A 13,772-nucleotide genomic window follows, 5' to 3' on the forward strand; every position below is an offset into this window, starting at 1 on the left:
GATCTCCCGGAGTCGAAGGCATGTGTCGAGTGGCCTTTCGTCCGCGGCGGGGAACGAAGGGAGGGTTGTCGCCATGTAACGCCCTTTGTCAAAGAAGTCGGCCAAAGATCGTTACGGAGATACCCGTTCGGAACCCCGAGATCACGGAGCCGAGCCATCGGTTCACCCGATCGTTACACGGCGCGCCGCACCGGATCGGCCGCCGGCCACGGCCCGGACGGCCGGGCCGGCGGGAAACGCGGAGGTCAGGAGCGGTGGAACACCTTCACCGAGTCCACCAGCATCTGAGCCGAGTCCACGTCCGGGGGCGGCGCGTCGTGGTAGGCCCCGTCGGCGACGGCCAGGTCCACGATCAGGTACGCGCCGTCACTGGCGAAGCCGCGCCCGTCGGAGTAGACGAGCCTGCCGTCGTAGTACCAGTCCACGCTCGACGCGCCGAGGTAGGCGCCGAGGTGGTGCCAGCCGGCCGACACGTCGGACCCGGTCTCGTAGTACTTGGCGGCGCCGCCTCCGGTGTGGTTGGTCAGCTCCAGCAGCCCGGCGTGGTCCGGGTGGTACTCGAAGACGTCCACCTCGTTGCCGCCCGCGTTCCAGGTCCAGAACGCCGGCCACGTGCCGAGCCGGCCCGGGAGCCTGGTGTGGATCTGGATGTAGTCCCCCTGCTTGACGAAGGCGCCCGCCGAGGGACCGTGGCCGCACGAGTCCCCGGTCGCGATGAGACCCGACGTCCAGTCGTACGACGTGCCGTCCGGCGAGGTGTGCGCCTGCCGCCGCGCCGTGATCGTCAGCCGGCCGTTCCCCACGGACAGGTTTCCGGGCAGGTTGTACTCGAGCTTGTGATCGGGCTTGTTCCCCCGGCAGGCGTCGGAGTACGACGCGCTCCAGGTGGTCCACTTCGACCCGTCCAGCGCGGAGCCGTCGAAGTCGTCCTGCCAGGTGGTCGACCAGTGTCCCGGGGGCAGCGGATCGGCGGCCCGCGCCGGTGCGGGGGCGGCCGCCAGCGTCGCGCCCGCCAGGGCGATGACGCAGCCGGCGGCACGGAGAGTACGCGGCATTCAGTTGTCCTTTCCGACGAGTCGGGTCCGCTCCCCTGTCCGGGTGTCCCGTGCCGACCATGATCGCAGCCCGTTGTGGTTCCGCGACTACTTTCCGCGAAGTTCCGGCCGGCGAGGTGCCGCGCCCGGCCGCGTCGCCGGCCGGCGAGGGCCGCCTACCGGTGCGCCGCCGGGGGGACGCACCAGTCCAGGACGGTGCCGCCGCCGTCACGGGAGCGGATCTCGAAGGTGCCGCCGAGGGCCTGGGCGCGTTCGGCCATGTTCCGCAGGCCGCTGCGGCGGCCGTCCTCGGGGACGCCGACGCCGTCGTCCTCGACGCGCAGCACGAGTTCGTCCCCCACCATCAGGGAGACGCCGACGTGCCGGGCCCTGGAATGCCGCGCGGCGTTGGACAGGGCCTCCTGCAGGACCGCGATGGCCTGGTCCCCCGTCGCCTCGTCGACCACGATGTCCAGCAGGCCGTCCAGCCGGACGGCGGGGGCGAAGCCCAGGGTCTCGGCGGCGCTGTCGATGATGCCGTGCACGCGCGTCCGGAGGGTCTGCTCCATCGTGCTCTGCAACGCGAAGATCGTCGAGCGGATCTGCCGGATCGTGTTGTCGAGGTCGTCGACCGCCCGCTGTACGCGGTGGGCGACCTCCGGCTTCTCGGTGATCTTGATGGCGCTCATCAGCGTCATGGCGGTCGCGAACAGCCGCTGGATGACCGTGTCGTGCAGGTCCTTGGCGATCCGGTCGCGGTCCTCCAGGACGACGAGACGCTCCGCGTCCCGGCGGCGGCCCGCCAGCTCCAGCCCGACGGCGGCCTGGGCCGCGAACGGCTCCAGCAGCCGGCGCACCGGTTCCCCGAAGACCGGCTTGCCGGGGGCGTTCGCCACGGACAGCACCCCCCGGGCGCCGCTGCCCACGCCCAGCGGCACGATGAGCGCCGGGCCGACCGGCACCGCCTCGGGGACGCCGACGCGGCGCTCCGCGCCGCTCGCGTCGGCGAGCACGAGCGGCTCACCGCTGCGGAACACCCCGCCGGCCAGGGACTCTTCGATGGGCACCCGGAGACCGTGCAGCTCCTCGGCGTGCTCACCGGCGACCGTCTCGACGACCAGTTCGCCGCCCGCGACGAGCGCCACCATGGCCATGTCCGCGTCGCAGATCTCGCGGGCGCGCTCGGCCACCAGCTCGATCACGTCGCCGGCCTCCGTGCCGGACAGCAGCGTCGTCGACACCTCCGCCGACGCCTGCAGCCACCGCTCCCGGCGCCGGGCCTCCTGGTAGAGCCGGGCGTTCTCGATCGCGACGCCGGCCGCGGTGGCGAGCGCGGTCACGACACTCTCGTCGTCCTCGTCGAACTCCCCGCCGCCGGCCTTCTCGGTGAGGTACAGGTTGCCGAAGATCTCCTCGCGGACCCGGATCGGCACGCCCAGGAAGCGGCGCATCGGCGGATGGCCGGCCGGGAATCCGGCTGACTCCGGGTGCGCGGCCAGGTCCGGCAGCCGCAGGGGATGCGGCTCCTTGATCAGCAGGCCGAGGATGCCCTCGCCGTGGGGCCAGTGGCCGATCTCGGCGATCTCCTCCTCACCGACCCCGACGGTGATGAACTGCACGAGCCGGCCGCCGTCGCCGATGACGCCGAGCGCGCCGTACCGGGCCTCCACGAGCGTGGTCGCGGCCTCGACGATGCGGCGCAGGACCGTCTCCAGCTCCAGGTCACTGCCGATCGACACGACCGCCTCGAGCAGCGAGTGCACCCGGTCCCGCGTGGCCAGGACGGCGTCCAGCCGGGACTGCAGCTCGCCGAGGAGATCGTCCAGGCGAAGCTGCGGCAGCGACAGACGGGCGTGCTCTTCCTCGGGCGGATCCTGCGGCACGTGAACGTCCTCTCTAGAAGGAGCCGGCGGCTTCTCTCCATCATCGGCACCCTTGCGGCGGCCCGCCACCCGGGTCCGGAGATGGCGAAGATCCGCGAGAACGCCGTGAGCCCCGGCCGGTGCCGGGGCTCACGTGGTCGGGGTGCCCAGGTGGCGCTTAAGGTCTCAGATGCTTCCGGAGAAGGTGTTGCAGCGCGGCGGCTCGCCGGTGTCGTACCCGGTGGAGAACCAGTGCCGGCGCTGCGCGGCCGTGCCGTGGGTGAAGCTCTCCGGGTCGACCCGTCCCCGCGCCCGCTGCTGGATGCGGTCGTCGCCGACCGCCCCGGCGGCGTCGAGGGCCTCGGCGATGTCGCCGTCGGTGAACGGCTTGCTGAAGAAGCCGGTCTGCACGGCGTGCTTGGCCCACACGCCGGCGTAACAGTCCGCCTGCAGCTCCAGGCGGACCGAGGCGCTGGTCGCGCCCTGACGGTCGTTCCCGACCCGGTCCATGGTGCCGAGCAGGTCCTGCACGTGGTGGCCGTACTCGTGCGCGACGACGTACGCCTGCGCGAAGGGCCCGCCCTTGGCCCCGAACTTGTCGTGCAGTTCCTGGAAGAAGCCCAGGTCGAGGTAGACCCGCTTGTCGCCGGGGCAGTAGAAGGGGCCGACCGCCGAGCTGGCGGTGCCGCACGCCGTGGCCGTCGAGCCGCTGAACAGCCGGGTGCGCGCCACCGTGTAGGTCTTGTCCCGGTCGGTGAACTCCTTCTTCCAGTACGCCTGGACGCTGTTGACGACGCCGACGATCCGGCAGTCGTCGGACTGGTCGGCGTCGGCGCCCGTACGGCACTTCGACGACAGGCTGCCCGCGGGCGGCGCGCTGCCGCTGCCGCCGCCGCCACCGAGGATGTTGCCCGGGTTGACCCCGAAGAGCACGGCGGCGACCAGGGCGATCAGGCCGATCGCGCCACCGCCGATGGCCATGCCGCCGAAAGGCATCCCCCGGGCGTCCTCGACCTGGGACGCGTCGAGCCCGGCATCGTCGTCGAAGTCCACCAGAAACCTCCCGTGCGTGATCCGACGGGTCGATCCCCCGTGGAGAGAGAATTTAACAACGTTTCACCATGCCATTACGGCGGACGCGAGACGGCGCACGAGATCCTCGTCCACCTCATGGCCCAGGCCGGGGCCCGGCGGCACCGGGACGAGCCCGTCGGCGGCCCGGATCGGCGGCTCGACGACGTCGCGCTCGTAGTACTTGTCCGAGCCGGACACGTCGCTCGGCAGGGTGAACCCGGGCAGCGACGCGATCGCGACGTTGGCGGCGCGCCCGATACCGAACTCGTGCATGCCGCCGCACCAGACCTGCCAGCCGGCCGCGACGGCGCGGTCGTGCGCGGCGCGGGCCGGCGCGAGCCCGCCCATCCGCGAGACCTTGATGTTGAGGATCCGGCCGGCCTCGAGGGTGATCGCCGTGTCGAGCCGGTCCAGGTCCTCCACCGACTCGTCCAGGCACAGCGGGGTGGCGATCCGGGCCTGCAGCCGGGCGTGCGCGGCGAGCGCGCCGGGGGCGTACGGCTGTTCGATCATCGTCAGGCCGAAGTCGTCGAGTTCGGTGAACACCGCGCTCTGGCCCTCGGTGTACGCGCCGTTGGCGTCGACGTGCAGGGGCAGTCCGGGCCGTGCCGTGCGGACCGCGCGCACGGGTTCGACGTCCCATCCCGGCGCGATCTTCAGTTTGATCCTGCGGTAGCCCTCGGCGGCGTACCGGTCGACCTGGGCCAGCAGGTCGTCGACCGTCCGCTCGATGCCGAGGCTGACGCCCGCCTCGATCTCCGGCCTGGTCCCGCCGAGCGCCCGCGCCAGCGGCAGGTCCGTCGCCCGGCACCACAGGTCCCAGCAGGCCATCTCCACGCCCGCCTTGGCGAACTCGTGGCCGCGGATCCGCGCCCAGGCCGCGCCGACGTCGGCGGGGTGCGCCCAGTCCGCGGAGAGGAGGGCGGGCGCGAGGTACCGGTCGACCATGAGCAGGCAGTCCTCCACGGTCTCCGGGCAGTAGTACGGGTCGCTCGGCGACGCGATCTCCCCCCACCCGACCGCTCCGTCACCGTCCTCCACCCGGACGAGGATGTGCTCCAGGTACGCCTTGCGGTGTGAGCTGGTCTCGAAGACGCGCACGAGCGGCAGGCTCACCCGGAACACCTCGATCTTCGACACCTTCGGCACGATGCCTCACCTTCCCTCCGGGCCGTCCGGCCGCGCCCGGCCCGCGGGCCGGAACCGGTAGACCGCCGTGTCCGCCGTGCACGTGTTGCAGGAGGTCGCGACGTAGCCCTCGTCGATCAACCGCCGCAGTTCGGCGGCGAGGTCGTCGCGGACCCGCAACGACGTTTCGCGGTCCCGGGCGACCAGGGCGTCCCAGTCACGGGGCGCGCCCAGCAGCACGTCCTCGCCCTCCTGGCGGGCCTCTCCCCAGCCGGTGTCCGCGGGCGTCGGGGCGGGCGGCCCGGCCGGCCGGAGCAGGTCCCACTCGACGATCAGCCGGTCGGTGCGCATGCCCGGATCACGTCCGATGTCCTCGACGCCGTAGAAATCCCGTTCGAACCAGCGGCCCGTCGCGCCGAGGACGTCGAGGTTGAAGTGGGCGTTGTGGGTGCGGACCGGGTCGAACGCCCAGCGCATCCGGGTGACGCCGCCGGACAGGACGTAGTCGCGCTGGCTGAACTTGAGCGCCCGTCCCACGCCGCGCCGCTGCCAGTCCGGCCGGACCGCCGCCACCTGCGAGTAGTGGTAGACGGTCCCGCCCTCCGAGCCCAGGAAGCCGTACGTGAACCCGACCAGTTCGTCCCCGGCGAAGGCGCCGATCACCGAGCCGGCGTTGCGCTGCAGCGCGGCGAGCAGGCGGGGGCTGACGGCCGGGTCCGTGGGAGTCAGCGCGAAGGCGGCGCGGTACACCTCCACCCCGGCCCGCATCTCGGCGGAGGTGGTGAGCGGCCGCACCGTCAACTGCGGCGAGAGGGGCTGCACGATCTGCTCACGGGTACGCTCAGTGCAGGGCTGCCACCTGCGGCTTCCTGACTTCATCCATTATCGACGGGCCGCTCACGGGAGGTGAGATGACCCCCGACCTGGCCACCGCCCTGGCCGACGAGACCGCCCGGCTGCTCGACTTCGGGCGCCGGCGGCTCCGGGAGTACGCGCTGGCGGAGTCGCCGTCCGGCGACTCCGCCGCGCTGGCCCGCTGCGCCGGGCTGATCGAGGCCGGCCACCGGGAGGCCGGCGGCACCGTGGCCCGCGAGGGCGAGCACCTGGTGTCGCGGTTCGGCCCGGAGGAGGGCCCGCACCTGCTCCTCGTCGGCCACTACGACACCGTCTGGCCGGTGGGGCGGCTCGACACCATGCCGTACACCGACGACGGCACGACGATCACCGGGCCCGGAACGTACGACATGAAGGGCGGCCTGGTCGCCGCCGAGATGGCGCTGCGCGCGCTGCGGGCCGCCGGGACGGCGCCCGCCCGGCAGGTGCGCCTGGTCGTCGTCGCCGACGAGGAGGTCGGCAGTCCCACGGGACGCGCCGCCGTCGAACGTCACCTCGACGGCGCGGTGGCCGTCCTCGGCCTGGAGTCGCCGCACCCGGACGGCGCGCTGAAGAACGCGCGCCGGGGCAGCGTCCGCGTCCGGCTCGGCGTCCAGGGCCGCGAGGCACACGCCGCGCTCGACCCCGGCAAGGGCGTGTCCGCCATCGACGAGCTCATCGACCAGCTCGCCGTGGTCCGCGGCGTCGTGCCGGCCGACGGCACCACCCTCTGCAACGTCGGGCGGATCGAGGGCGGCCGGCGCGCCAACGTCATCGCCGGCGAGGCGTCCGCCGAGATCGGCCTGCGGTTCGCCTCTGCGGACGCCGAGCGTACGGTGCTGGACGCCCTGGCCGCGCTGCGCCCCGTACGGGCGGGCGCCGTCGTCGAGGCCTCCGTGCTGTCCGCGCGGCCGACCTGGCCGGAGCGGTCCGTGGATCCGCTGCTCGACCACATCGCCGGCCTCGGGGGGCTGCTGGGCCAGCGGATCACCGGCCGGCCCGCCGCCGGTGCCGGGGACACGAACCTGCCCGGGTCGCGCGGGCTGCCCACGCTGGACGGGTTCGGCCCGCCGGGCCGGGGCGCGCACGCCGCGGACGAGGCGATCAGCGTGGCCGGTCTCGCCGACCGGGCCGCTCTCCTCGCGGGGATCATGGCCTGGCCACCGCCGTCGGCGGCGGGTTCCGGAAGCGCCTCGGAGGATCTCCGGTGACCCGCCTACCGCCGCGATACGGCACTATTGCCGCATGTCGGCTCTAACCCGCGCGGAGGCGCAGGCGCGCGCTCGTCTGCTGGACGTCCGCGCCTACTCGATCCACCTCGATCTGACGCGTGGGGACGAGGTGTTCCGCTCCGACACCGTCGTCCGGTTCGGCGCGGAGCCCGGCAGCGAGACCTTCGTCGAGGTACGGCCCGCGCGCCTGCACCGGGCCCTGCTGAACGGGCGGGAGCTCGATCCGGCGTCCCTGCGGGACGGCCGGCTGCCGCTGACCGGCCTGGCGGCCGACAATGAGCTGCGCGTCGAGGCCGACATGCCGTACTCCCGGACCGGCGAGGGCCTGCACCGGTTCACCGACCCGGCCGACGGCGAGGCGTACGTCGCGTCCCAGTGCGCTCCGGACGACGCCCCGCGGCTGTTCGCCTGCTTCGACCAGCCCGACCTGAAGGCGCCGATCGAGTTCGCCGTCACCGCTCCGCCGCACTGGACGGTGCTGAGCAACGGCGCGGGCGCGAAGGACGAGGAGGGCCGCTGGCGCTTCGCCCCGACCGTGCCGATCAGCACCTACCTCGCCGCCGTCGTCGGCGGCCCCCTCCACTCGGTCCACGCCGAGCACGACGGGATCCCGCTCGGCGTCCACTGCCGGCGCTCTCTGGCCCCGTACCTGGACGCCGAGGAGATCCTCGAGCTCACCCGGCGCTCCCTGGACCGGTACCACGAGCTGTTCGCGGACCGGTACCCGTTCGGGAAGTACGACCAGGTCTTCGTGCCCGAACTGAACTTCGGCGCGATGGAGAACCCCGGCTGCGTCACCTTCCGCGACGAGTTCCTCTTCCGCTCCGCCGTCACCGACGCCGAGCGGGAGACCCGCGCCATCGTCATCGCACACGAGATGGCGCACATGTGGTTCGGGAACCTCGTCACGATGCGCTGGTGGGACGACCTGTGGCTCAACGAGTCGTTCGCCGAGTACATGGGCTACCAGGTCGTGACCGAGACGACCCGCTTCACCACCGCCTGGACCGGCTTCACGATCGCCCGCAAGCCCGGCGGCTACGACGCCGACCAGCGCCGCTCGACGCATCCCGTCGCGGCCGAGGGCATCGACGACACCGCCGCCGCGCAGACCAACTTCGACGGGATCTCCTACTCCAAGGGCGCGTCCGTGCTGCGGCAACTGGTCGCCTGGCTCGGTCCCGACGCGTTCTTCGCCGGGATCAACGCCCACTTCGCCGAGCACCGGTTCGGCAACGCGGCCATGGCCGACCTGCTGGACGCCCTCACCGCCGCGAGCGGCCGGGACGTGCACGGCTGGGCCGAACGCTGGCTGCGCACGAGCGGGGTGGACACGCTCCGCCTGGAGCTCACCGAGGCGGACGGCACGCTGACGTCCGCGACCGTCGTCCACACGGGGACGCCAGGGGATCCGTCCGCGCTGCGCCCGCACCGGATCACGGCCGCGACGTACGACCTGGTCGACCGCGCCGAGGGCGGCCGGCGGCTGACGCCGCGGGAACGCTTCCCGATCGACCTGCCCGCGGACGCGGAGGCGGACGGCACCGCCCGCGTGCCGCTGGAGCGCCTGGCCGGGACGGCCCGGCCCGACCTCATCGTGCTGGACGAGGGCGACCTCAGCTACGCCAAGCTCCGGCTGGACGAGCGGTCCCGGCAGGCGGCCGCCGAGGCCCTGAGCACGATCGACGACGGCCTCACCCGCGCCGTCATCTGGGACACCGCGCGCGACATGGTGCGGGACGGCGAGCTGCCCGCCGCCGAGTTCCTGGCCCTGGTCGAAGCCCATCTGCCCGCCGAACCGGACGTCAGTGTGGTCGAGGCCATGCTCGCCTTCGGCCGGCGGCGGGTCGCCGACCGCTACACGCCGCCCGCCGCGCGTCCGCCGGTCGTGGCGGCGCTCGCCGGCGCCTGCCGGGAGATCCTCGCGCGCACGGCGGACGGCTCCGCGCCGACCCTGCGCCTCGCCGCCGTCCGGGAGCTCATCCACTGCGCCGAGACCCCGGAGGCGCTCGCCGAACTCCAGGAGTGGCTGCGGGACGGGCGCGTCCCGGACGGCCCCGCGCTCGACCCGGACCTGCGCTGGAGCGTGCTGGCGCAACTGTCCGCGCACGGGGCGGCGGGCGAGTCCGACATCGGGGCCGAGGTCGCCCGCGATCCCAGCGCAACGGGCCAGGAGGGCGCCGCCCGGTGCCGGGCCGCGCTCCCCGACCCGGCGGCGAAAGAAGCGGCGTGGCTGCGGCTCTTCACCGACGGCGCCCTGTCCAACCGCCTGCTGACCGCGACCGCCCAGGGCTTCTGGCGACCGGCGCAGGCGGAGCTCACGGCCGGATTCGTCGAACGCTACTTCGCGGACGTGCCGGCGGCGGGCCCGCGCGGTCCGGCGGTGGCCAGGGCGCTCGGCCGGGAGCTGTTCCCCGCCCACGCCGCGACGCCGGCCACCGTACGAGCCGCCGAGGAGTGCCTGGAGCACGCGGACCTGACGACCGCGCTGCGCCGGGCACTCGACGACGAGCTCGACGACCTGCGCCGCGCGCTGCGGGTACGCGGCGGCTGACCCGCAGCGCGCGGATTCCCTACTCGTCCTTGGCGCCGGCGGTCTGCTTGGCCGTCGACCGCCGCGTGCCCGAAGAGGAGCCGGAACCGGAAGAGGAGGAGCCGGAAGAGGAGGACTTCTTGGCGCCGGAGGACCGCCCGTTACCGGAGGACCGCCGGGTGCCCGAGGACTTCGTCCCGGAGGACTTGGCCGACGACTTGGTCTCGGACGACTTGGTCGACGACTTCGCGGAGGACGACTTCTCGTCGCCGGACTTGGCCACCTCGCCGTCGTGGATCTCGCCGCGCCAGCCCTCGACGTCATCATCCGGGTGGAGCAGCGCCTGCGACATCACGTGCCGCCGGAAGTGCTTGAGCTCGAGCCGGGCCCGCCGTCCCTGCGCGCGCCAGAGGTTGCCGGTCTTCTCCATGAAGCCCTGGGGGTGGTACTCGAGGACGAGCAGCACCCGGGTCAGGTCCGAGGAGAGCTCGTGGAAGGTCACCGCCCCGTCCACGTAGCCCTTCTGGCCGGTGGAGCGCCAGACGATCCGCTCGTCGGGGACCTGCTCGACGATGGTCGACTCCCACGTGCGGGTGGACCAGAAGATCTTCGCCTTCCAGCGCAGCTTCTCGTCGCCGAGCTGGTCGGTGCCCTGGACCTTCTTCATGAAGGTCGGGAAGTCCTGGAACCGCGTCCACCGGTCGTAGACCAGCTGCCGGGGCGCGCCGATGTCGATCTCTTCGATGATGTTGGTGACCTTCACCTTGGCGGAACCGCCCTTGTCGTTCTTGTCGTTCTTGCCGAGCACCTGCCCACCGACCTCCTTCAACGCGGCGACGCCTCCGGCGACCGCCGCCTTCGCCGACGTCCCACCGGCCTTGCCGATGGACTTGGCCGCGCCGGACGCGACCTTCGGCCCCAGACCACCGCCGCGCCGGGCCTCCTTGGCGACCGTCTTGACGGTGCTCTCGATCTGCTTCGTCACGGGCTTGGCGATGCCCGTCGCATGTTTCACCAGAAAGTTCCCCGGCCGCTCGGCCATCTTCGTACCCTCTCGTTCGAATCCCTGCGTCTTTGCTTGCTTTGACCGGCTTGCTTACCCGGGAAAAGGCGACACATTCGCATTGGCCGCCGATCGTCGGCGCATCACGGCGAGCGCATCGCCGAACACGGCGCGTCAACGAATATCGGCAGTACGGCTACCTGCGGAGGAATAGGTCGCGCTGTCCGGGTAGGACGGTGTTACGTAACGGTTGTCCCCCGAATAGGAGAGGCGCTCCATGCGCAAGAACATTGCCGGTGCGGCGGTGCACAAGACCGCCGAGTCCCGTCCGGACAAGAAGGTCACGCAATCCGCCGGCGCGCTGAAGAACGCGCCGAAGAAAGCGGCCCAGGAAACGGTGATGAAGGGTCTGCGAGCCCCGATCGTCGGGAAGGTGCTGCAGTCGTTCGCGCTGGCCCGGCTGATGCGGGTGCTGGGCGCGGTCATCCGCTTCATCGGGCCGCGCGCCCTGCCGGTGGCCCTCGTGGTCCTCGCGGGCTGGTTCGTCCGCCGCCTGCGGAGGAAGTGACCCGCTCCGCCCGCCGGTGGGAGGGCGGCGCTCCCCGTCGCCGCCCTCCCACCGGCGGACGCTTGTCGCGTGCGGCCCGGTCCGGCGCCGGACGGCCGGTGGCGGACCGCTCAGCCCTCGGGCAGGAGCGTCCCGAGCGGGCCCAGGTCGAGGTTGAGATCCTCGGCCGTCAGCCCGAAGTGGTCCTTCAGCCGCTCCATCGCCTCGTCGAGCCGCATCAGCGCCAGGCCGAGCTGCTCGACCTGTTCGTCGGTGAGGTTCTCGTCCTCCTCGACCCGCCGCAGGGCCTGCTTCTCCATCAGTTGCCGGATCAGCTCGATCACGGTGAGGACCAGCGCCGCGAGGTCGTGCTCCACGGTCTCCGGGTCCGTCCGCAGTCGCTCAGTGAGGGACGATGTCATCGCATTCCTCTCGCACGGCGGTGATCAGGGCTCGCAGCGACACCCGGACGAGATCGATCTCCGCGATCGAGATGACGAGGTCACCGGCGATCACGACGCCGCCCGCCAGGAGCCGGTCGAGCAGGTCGACGAGGGCGACGCGCTCGGACGGCAGGACCCGTGGGTCCTGCCGTACAGCCACGGCGCGCTCGACGTCCTCCCCTACCGTCATGTCGCGTCCAGTTCGGTGAAGGAGTACGCGGGCCAGGGACCGGTGAGCTCGATCCGTACGCCGGGCATCCGGGTCGCCAGCCCGTCGGCCGCTGCGGCCAGGGCCTCGGTCTGATCCTCGTCGAGCAGATACGCCACGTTGAGGATCATCGTGCCCTCGTGCCCGGACAGACGGGGGTCCTGCGGCGGATGCTGCCGGCTCGCCACCGCGTGTTCGGACAGGGTGGTGTGGATCTCCTGGGCCTGCTCGGCCAGCCGCCGGGACGCATCCTCCCGGCTCTGCCGCTGGACCCGCCGGCGTCGTAGGTAGGCCATGCCGGGACGCTCGTCCGCGGCGTCGTCCGCGTCGGGCGTCTCCCGCGCCGCCGAGTCCGCGGTCCCGTACGCCTTGACGCCCCACTCGACCCGGCCGACGACGCGCCCGAGGACCTCGGTGAGCTCGTCCCGCCGGTCCCGCAGCAGCTCCCGGACGCGGTCGTCGTCCCGGTAGACCGTCGCGATCCGCACGGGGGCGGTGGGCGCCGACCGCGCCACCGTGTCGACGACGTCGTGGTGGGCCCGCGCCGTCGCCTCCAGCCACTGCAGGTTCTCCAGGTTGCGCCGCAGCCCCGCCTCCCCGAACTCCTCCAGGTCGACGGTGCTCACGAGCGCCGTGAACGCGCCGTCCGCGACGGCGCGCACGGGCGTGCCGGCCACTCCGGAGAGGTCGCGGACGGCGTCGGGAGCAGGGTCCTGCGCCACTCCGTACAGGTAGACGCCGACGTCAGCCACGATCCGCCTCCGCGTCCTCGCCCGTCGTCCGGCTCCGGCCTCTCCTGGTCGTCTTGCGACCGCCCGCCGTGGTCTTGCGCGAACCGCCGGTGGTCTTGCGGCCGCCGGACGACTCCAGGGCGGGGGCCTCCTCGTCAGCGGACGCGCCGTCGCCGCCCTCGAGGGCGGCGAGGCGCTCACGCAGCCGGCGGTTCTCCTCGAGCACCTCGCTCTGCTTGCCCGAGAGCGTCGGGTCGTGCTCCCACCAGTCGATCCCCATCTCCTTCGCACGGTCCACGGACGCGACCAGCAGCCGGATCTTGATCGTGAGCAGCTCGATGTCGAGCAGGTTCACGCGGATGTCGCCGACGACGACGATCCCCTTGTCGAGGATCCGCTCGAGGATGTCGGCGAGGTTGGCCGACGACGGCCCGCTCCCGCTCCGCTGGGGAGCGGCGGAGCGGGAGTCGCCGGCCCATGTGACTTCGGTCATCTCTTGTCCCTATCGAACCGACCGCGGAAGTAGCGGTCGGTCCTCCGGTATGAGAGCAGGTTGCCCTCGTCGTCGAGTTCCGCCTCGTACACGGCGAGGATGTCGTTGGTGTCCGGGATGCGGCCGGACTCCACGACCTCCACGCCGACCCTCCAGCCGTCGTCGGTCCGTTCCAGCGCGATCACGCCCTCGCTGTCCCGGCCCGTCATCTCGGCGACGTGCTCGACGGCCTTCCGGGCTATCTCCTCCGGGGAGAGGCCGTCCCTGCCCCGGCCGTTCTCACTCCGGCCGTTCTCACTCTGGCCGCCTTTCCTCTGGCCGCCTTGGTTCTGGGCGCTTCTGCTCTGGGTGCTTCTGCTCTGGGCCACGGTCACCTACCTCCGGCGGGACCCCTCTGCCAGCAGGTTCACCAGTTCGTCCTCCTGGCGGGCGGCCTCTTCCTCGCTGATCTCGCCAGCGTCACGGGCCTCGGCCACCTCTTCCAGGAGGCGGACGATGCGCTGGGGGTCGTACAGCTGGCGTTCGGCCTGTTCCTGTACCTGTTCGGCAAGCCATACGACCCCCCGTACCGGAGCCAGCGGCAACAGCACCAGCCCGGTGAAGAGTCCCAT

At 72.4% G+C, this 13,772-nt stretch carries 15 protein-coding genes; 3 read left to right on the top strand and 12 right to left on the bottom strand.

Annotated features, from left to right (window positions below):
* Nucleotides 1-245 precede the first annotated feature (245 nt).
* The 5 genes from ABD978_RS32385 to ABD978_RS32405 all read right to left on the bottom strand — a co-directional run bounded on the left by ABD978_RS32385 (nucleotide 246) and on the right by ABD978_RS32405 (nucleotide 5,920).
* Nucleotides 246-1,055 carry a glycoside hydrolase family 16 protein gene (locus tag ABD978_RS32385; protein ID WP_345363272.1) on the bottom strand — a complete coding sequence of 270 codons (810 nt, stop codon included), beginning with the start codon at nucleotides 1,053-1,055 and terminating at the stop codon, nucleotides 246-248.
* A gap of 155 nt (nucleotides 1,056-1,210) precedes the next feature.
* Complete coding sequence (locus ABD978_RS32390; RefSeq protein ID WP_345363274.1) at nucleotides 1,211-2,917, bottom strand: sensor histidine kinase; 1,707 nt, start codon at nucleotides 2,915-2,917, stop codon at nucleotides 1,211-1,213.
* 165 nt (nucleotides 2,918-3,082) lie between these two features.
* Nucleotides 3,083-3,949, bottom strand: a complete 867-nt coding sequence (gene ypfJ, locus ABD978_RS32395; protein ID WP_345363276.1) for a KPN_02809 family neutral zinc metallopeptidase — start codon at nucleotides 3,947-3,949, stop codon at nucleotides 3,083-3,085.
* 63 nt (nucleotides 3,950-4,012) lie between these two features.
* Complete coding sequence (menC, locus tag ABD978_RS32400) at nucleotides 4,013-5,119, bottom strand: o-succinylbenzoate synthase (RefSeq protein ID WP_345363278.1); 1,107 nt, start codon at nucleotides 5,117-5,119, stop codon at nucleotides 4,013-4,015.
* A gap of 6 nt (nucleotides 5,120-5,125) precedes the next feature.
* Nucleotides 5,126-5,920: a GNAT family N-acetyltransferase gene (locus ABD978_RS32405; protein ID WP_345363280.1), complete on the bottom strand. Its 795-nt coding sequence runs from the start codon at nucleotides 5,918-5,920 to the stop codon at nucleotides 5,126-5,128.
* Between the two features lie 89 nt (nucleotides 5,921-6,009).
* On the opposite strand from ABD978_RS32405, the gene ABD978_RS32410 reads away from it, so the two are divergent.
* Together ABD978_RS32410 and pepN are read left to right on the top strand one after the other, a co-directional pair.
* The gene (locus ABD978_RS32410) at nucleotides 6,010-7,182 is read left to right on the top strand and encodes a M20/M25/M40 family metallo-hydrolase (protein ID WP_345363282.1); all 1,173 of its coding nucleotides are present in this window, start codon (nucleotides 6,010-6,012) and stop codon (nucleotides 7,180-7,182) included.
* Between the two features lie 34 nt (nucleotides 7,183-7,216).
* A complete protein-coding gene (gene pepN, locus ABD978_RS32415) occupies nucleotides 7,217-9,757 on the top strand; it encodes an aminopeptidase N (RefSeq protein ID WP_345363284.1) in 2,541 nt (846 codons plus the stop codon).
* Nucleotides 9,758-9,776: 19 nt separating this feature from the next.
* Here the strand turns inward: pepN and ABD978_RS32420 are convergent, their stop codons facing one another.
* The gene (locus ABD978_RS32420) at nucleotides 9,777-10,751 is read right to left on the bottom strand and encodes an SRPBCC family protein (protein WP_345363286.1); all 975 of its coding nucleotides are present in this window, start codon (nucleotides 10,749-10,751) and stop codon (nucleotides 9,777-9,779) included.
* Between the two features lie 265 nt (nucleotides 10,752-11,016).
* On the opposite strand from ABD978_RS32420, the gene ABD978_RS32425 reads away from it, so the two are divergent.
* Entirely contained in the window at nucleotides 11,017-11,307 is a 291-nt protein-coding gene (locus ABD978_RS32425; protein ID WP_345363288.1) for a hypothetical protein, read from the top strand.
* Between the two features lie 110 nt (nucleotides 11,308-11,417).
* Here the strand turns inward: ABD978_RS32425 and ABD978_RS32430 are convergent, their stop codons facing one another.
* From ABD978_RS32430 to ABD978_RS32455, 6 genes are read right to left on the bottom strand one after another with little or no spacing between them, the layout of a single operon-like run.
* Nucleotides 11,418-11,708 carry a gas vesicle protein K gene (locus ABD978_RS32430; protein WP_345363290.1) on the bottom strand — a complete coding sequence of 97 codons (291 nt, stop codon included), beginning with the start codon at nucleotides 11,706-11,708 and terminating at the stop codon, nucleotides 11,418-11,420.
* Nucleotides 11,689-11,919 carry a gas vesicle protein gene (locus tag ABD978_RS32435; RefSeq protein ID WP_345363292.1) on the bottom strand — a complete coding sequence of 77 codons (231 nt, stop codon included), beginning with the start codon at nucleotides 11,917-11,919 and terminating at the stop codon, nucleotides 11,689-11,691. The genes ABD978_RS32430 and ABD978_RS32435 overlap by 20 nt, the downstream gene beginning before the upstream one ends.
* Nucleotides 11,916-12,689 (bottom strand): GvpL/GvpF family gas vesicle protein, encoded by a 774-nt coding sequence (locus ABD978_RS32440; protein WP_345363294.1) that lies wholly within the window; start codon nucleotides 12,687-12,689, stop codon nucleotides 11,916-11,918. The genes ABD978_RS32435 and ABD978_RS32440 overlap by 4 nt, the downstream gene beginning before the upstream one ends.
* Nucleotides 12,682-13,161 carry a gas vesicle protein gene (locus ABD978_RS32445; RefSeq protein WP_345363296.1) on the bottom strand — a complete coding sequence of 160 codons (480 nt, stop codon included), beginning with the start codon at nucleotides 13,159-13,161 and terminating at the stop codon, nucleotides 12,682-12,684. The genes ABD978_RS32440 and ABD978_RS32445 overlap by 8 nt, the downstream gene beginning before the upstream one ends.
* Nucleotides 13,158-13,535, bottom strand: coding sequence for a gas vesicle protein GvpO (locus ABD978_RS32450; protein WP_345363298.1), 378 nt, complete (start codon nucleotides 13,533-13,535; stop codon nucleotides 13,158-13,160). The genes ABD978_RS32445 and ABD978_RS32450 overlap by 4 nt, the downstream gene beginning before the upstream one ends.
* Entirely contained in the window at nucleotides 13,536-13,772 is a 237-nt protein-coding gene (locus ABD978_RS32455) for a gas vesicle protein GvpG (RefSeq protein ID WP_345363300.1), read from the bottom strand.

The organism is Actinoallomurus liliacearum (assembly GCF_039542035.1).
Classification (GTDB): domain Bacteria; phylum Actinomycetota; class Actinomycetes; order Streptosporangiales; family Streptosporangiaceae; genus Actinoallomurus; species Actinoallomurus liliacearum.

Excerpts from the sequence above, each read along its gene's own strand:
- ABD978_RS32385 (WP_345363272.1), bottom strand. The coding sequence starts at position 1,055 with ATGCCGCGTACTCTCCGTGCCGCCGGCTGCGTCATCGCCCTGGCGGGC.
- ABD978_RS32410 (WP_345363282.1), top strand. The coding sequence starts at position 6,010 with ATGACCCCCGACCTGGCCACCGCCCTGGCCGACGAGACCGCCCGGCTG.
- pepN (WP_345363284.1), top strand. The coding sequence starts at position 7,217 with ATGTCGGCTCTAACCCGCGCGGAGGCGCAGGCGCGCGCTCGTCTGCTG.
- ABD978_RS32425 (WP_345363288.1), top strand. The coding sequence starts at position 11,017 with ATGCGCAAGAACATTGCCGGTGCGGCGGTGCACAAGACCGCCGAGTCC.
- ABD978_RS32430 (WP_345363290.1), bottom strand. The coding sequence starts at position 11,708 with ATGACATCGTCCCTCACTGAGCGACTGCGGACGGACCCGGAGACCGTG.
- ABD978_RS32435 (WP_345363292.1), bottom strand. The coding sequence starts at position 11,919 with ATGACGGTAGGGGAGGACGTCGAGCGCGCCGTGGCTGTACGGCAGGAC.
- ABD978_RS32445 (WP_345363296.1), bottom strand. The coding sequence starts at position 13,161 with ATGACCGAAGTCACATGGGCCGGCGACTCCCGCTCCGCCGCTCCCCAG.
- ABD978_RS32455 (WP_345363300.1), bottom strand. The coding sequence starts at position 13,772 with ATGGGACTCTTCACCGGGCTGGTGCTGTTGCCGCTGGCTCCGGTACGG.